Here is a 3,932-nt window from a genome sequence, read left to right on the forward strand (position 1 = left end):
CGTGTCCGTGGGTGGGGGAGGCGAGTGAGCCCCGCAGTGTGGTGGAGGTGGCAGGTGCCGTCCGGCCCGGTTCTGCCTACGGATGAGCCGTTGCCGCCTCCTTCGGATGACCCACTTCCGCCACCGGAAGACGTGGAGCCAAGCCCGCAATCGGAGAACGACCCGGTGCAGGAGCCCGCACGAGAGCGGGAGATCACCGATGACCCGCTCCCGCCCCCGGAGGATCCGCGCGCGGGAGAACCGCCCCTGCGCGGGCGGGACCCTGCCGAGGATGCGGTGGAGTTGGAGACCGAGGGGGCCGTGTTCGAGTGCGGTCTGGTCGATCCGGGCTGTCATGTGTCCAACTGGTTCGCCGACCTCGTCATCTCCGGGTTGAACCCCGCCCTGGGCTGGTTGGCGGAAAAGGCGTTCCACACCCCGCTGCCGAGTGAGGGGATGAAGGGTCTGCACGCCGGGATCCTGACCACCTCCAACACCCTGTTCGTGTTGTTGGTGGTGGCGGGCGGTCTGGTGGTCATGGGCTACCGGACCGTCCAGGACCGCTACTCGGTCGCCGAGGTCCTGCCCCGCATCGTGTTCGCGTTCATCGCCTCGAACCTGTCGCTGTGGGTGTCCACGGAGATCGTGCGGCTGTCCAACGGCGTGGCGGCGGCCATCGGCGCCGACGGCATCAACGCCCGCGAGGCCGCGGTCAACTTCCGGGACCGACTCGACGTGCTGCTGGCCGAGGCGATGGTCTTCACCATTGTGCTGTTGGTGGTCGCGGTGGTGCTGCTGGTGGTGTGGATGGTCACCGAGGCGGTGCGCATCTGCACCGTCATCGTGCTGGTGGTCGCCGCGCCGGTCCTGTTGGTCTTCCACGCGTTGCCGCAGACCAACCGGATCGCTGAGCTGTGGTGGAAGTTGATGGCGGGGCTGTGCGCGATCCCGATCGCCCAGTCGTTGGTGTTCATCGCGATGACGCGGCTGTTCTTCGAAGGGCAGATGACCCTCTTCGGCACCCTGAACCCCACATCCGACAGCGCCGACGACGTCGGCGGCGCCAGCTGGCTGATGCAGATCATGCTGCTTCTGGTGCTGCTGTACACCCAGGTCAGGATCCCGGCCTGGGTGAAGAAGCTGATCTGGGAGCCCACCCATCCGGGGAGTTCACCGATCGCCGCCCTGGTGCGGAACCTGGCGTGGATGCTGGCCTTCCGGTCCCTGGGCGGCCTGCGGGTGCCCGGGGTGCTGCGCAACGGGCTCAACCTCGGACTGACATGGCCCCAACTGGGCTGGCCGGGCCGCGCCCCGGGCAGGAAGCTGCCCCGCTACACCCCGGGCCCGCCCAACGGTGTGCAGCCGTTGCGACCGCAGGCGTGGTGGTACCGGCCCCGGCACGAGGCACCTGAACCCGTCGGTGCTCTGCCCGGCCCTCGACGTGCTCTCCCGGGGCCGGGCGGTGGTTCGCCTTGGCCGCGCCCGCACGGCGGTCCATCGGGCACGCCGGGCCTGCCGGGACCGCGCGGTCTGCCACCGGTTCCCGACCCACGCGTCGCTGCGCCCGCGCCACCGCGCCGGGCTCTGGTGGAGGGTCGGATGCCGGGGTCACCGAGGACGGGGCAGCAGGTGCTGTTCGGCCGCCCGGCATCGGGACCGCCCGCCTCACCCTCTCCAACCGTGTCTTCGGGGCCGGTGCGGCGGTGGCGTCAAGGTGTGCTGCCGACACCGCCGCCGGTGCGGGTGCCCGGACGCCGGACGCCGGAACGGGTGGCGGACGTGTGGAGCAACCCGCGCCCGACCCCGCGTCGGCCCGCGCACGTCAAGGGGCAGCGGCCTCTGTTCCCCAACCCCAAGCGCACGTGGAAGCAGTACGGGCTGTTCCCACGCCCGAAGAACAACGCGAAGTGATCGTCCGACGAGGAGGAAGGGATGTGGCGTGGTTTCTGAGGAGCCGTCGTCGTGGCAGGGGCGTATCCCCGCCGACATCGACCGGGGCGAACCCGTCCTGTTCAACCTGACCGCCCGCCAGTGCCTGATCATCGCCCCCGTCCTGGCGGGGGCGTGGGGCGCGTACCTGATCTTCCGAGATGCGGTGCCGCTGTGGGCCTTCGCTTTGGCGTTGGCCCCGGTTCTGGGGGTGACCATCGCTGTCGCCCTGGGCGAACGCGACGGTCGGGGCCTGGAACGCGTCGCGGCCAGCGCGCTGGCATGGGCGCGGTCGTCGAAACGTCTGGTGGGCGCACCGTCAGGGGAGATCCCCGACCTGCCCTGGTGGGCTCCACGCCTTCGCCGGATCTCCCGGCTGGAGCCGCTCCGGCTCCCCGCGTCGGCAATCAGCCCCGAAGGGGTGGTCGATCTGGGTGGGCGGTGCGCGGTGATGGTCTCCTGCACCACGCTCCCGTTCCAGCTCGCCTCGGGGCGTGAGCAGGACCAGACCCTGGCCGCTTTCGCCGGGGCGTTGGACGCCTTGTCGGAGCCGGTGCAGGTCCTGGTCCAGCGGCGGAAGGCGGACCTGTCGGGGTTCACCGCGATGGTCCGCGACAACGTGCGTCACCTTCCGCATCCGGCGTTGGCCGAGGCCGCGGTGGCACACGCCGACTTCCTGGACGAGATCGCCCGCACCCACGAGTTGTCGCACCAGCAGGTGGTGGTCGTGGTCACCGCCACCGGCCCCGCCCACAAAGCGGGGGCTGCCCTGCGGCGTATGGCGCAGGACACGGCGGACCGGCTGGCGACCCTCGGCATCCGCACCCACCTGCTGGCGGGAGTCGAGGCGGAGCAGGTCCTGCGCCAGGCGATGGCCTCCCCCGCAACGAGGCTCACCGATCCCGATCCGGGCGCCGATGCGCGTTCGGACACCGACATCCGCGACGAGCACGCACACGAACGCCAGGGAGGAGAGCGTTGATGGGGATTCACACGCCTTGGACACGATCCGGGGGGTCACCGGCGTTGGGAGGACCCGCCATCGGCGTGGGGGCACGTCATCTTCAGGTCGAGGGCGGGGTGTGTCAGACCCTGGCGGTGGTGGGGTTTCCGCGCCAGGTGAGCGCGGGGTGGGCCGAACCTTTGCTCACCTACCCCGGACAGCTCGACATCGCCTTCCACCTGGTTCCGGTCCCGGCTATGACGGCTGCGACTCGGTTGCGGAAGCGGCGGGCGCGGTTGGAGTCGGCGCACCGCACCAGCACCGCCCAGGGGCGGGTGGAGGACCCGCACCAGGTGACGGCGGCGATGGACGCAGCCGAGATCGCCGACCGCATCGCCACCGGACAGGGCAGGTTGTTCCGGGTGGCGGTGTACGTCACGGTGCACGCCCCCACACTGGAGGCGTTGGAGGCCGAACTCGGGCAGGTGCACGCGTTGTGCGCGTCGCTGCTCGTGGACGCGGTCCCGGCGACGTTCCGCGCCTTGCAGGGGTGGATCTCCACCCTCCCGCTCGGCACCGACCTGTTGGGGATGGACCGGTCGATGGACACCGACGCCGTCGCGACGCTGTTGCCGTTCACCTCCCCGGAGCTGGTCGCGGACCTGGGCGAGACGACGGTGGTCTATGGCACCAACACCCACAGCAACGGGGTGGTGGCCTGGGACCGGTTCCATGGGGGGTTGGACAACCACAACAGCGTGATCCTCGCCCGCTCCGGGGCCGGCAAGTCCTACCTGGCCAAGCTCGAGGTCCTCCGGTCGCTGTTCGTCGGCGTCGAAATCGCGGTTATCGACCCCGAAGGCGAATACTGCCGTCTGACCGAAGCGGTCGGCGGCAGGGTCCTGCGACTGGGAACCGGACAGGGGCGGTTGAACCCCTTCGCTCTCCCGCCCGCGCAGACCGACGCGCAGGGGTTCACGAACCGCGCGCTGTTCCTGCACACCCTGATCACCGCGATGGTCGGCGAACTCTCCCCGGTGGAGAAGACGGTGCTGGATCGGGCGATCATCGCCGCCTACGC

The 3,932-nt window shown here is 70.4% G+C and carries 3 protein-coding genes; all 3 read left to right on the forward strand.

Annotation, left to right across the window (positions count from 1 at the left end):
- The first annotated feature begins 276 nt into the window (after nt 1–276).
- Entirely contained in the window at nt 277–1,890 is a 1,614-nt protein-coding gene (locus AB0I72_RS28210; protein WP_358574107.1) for a hypothetical protein, read from the forward strand.
- 28 nt (nt 1,891–1,918) lie between these two features.
- Entirely contained in the window at nt 1,919–2,890 is a 972-nt protein-coding gene (locus tag AB0I72_RS28215; RefSeq protein ID WP_358574110.1) for a PrgI family protein, read from the forward strand.
- A gap of 218 nt (nt 2,891–3,108) precedes the next feature.
- The coding region (locus tag AB0I72_RS28220) for a DUF87 domain-containing protein (RefSeq protein WP_358574113.1) at nt 3,109–3,932 on the forward strand (824 nt) is incomplete at its 3' end.

Source organism: Nocardiopsis sp. NPDC049922 (genome assembly GCF_040660275.1).
GTDB lineage: Bacteria > Actinomycetota > Actinomycetes > Streptosporangiales > Streptosporangiaceae > Nocardiopsis.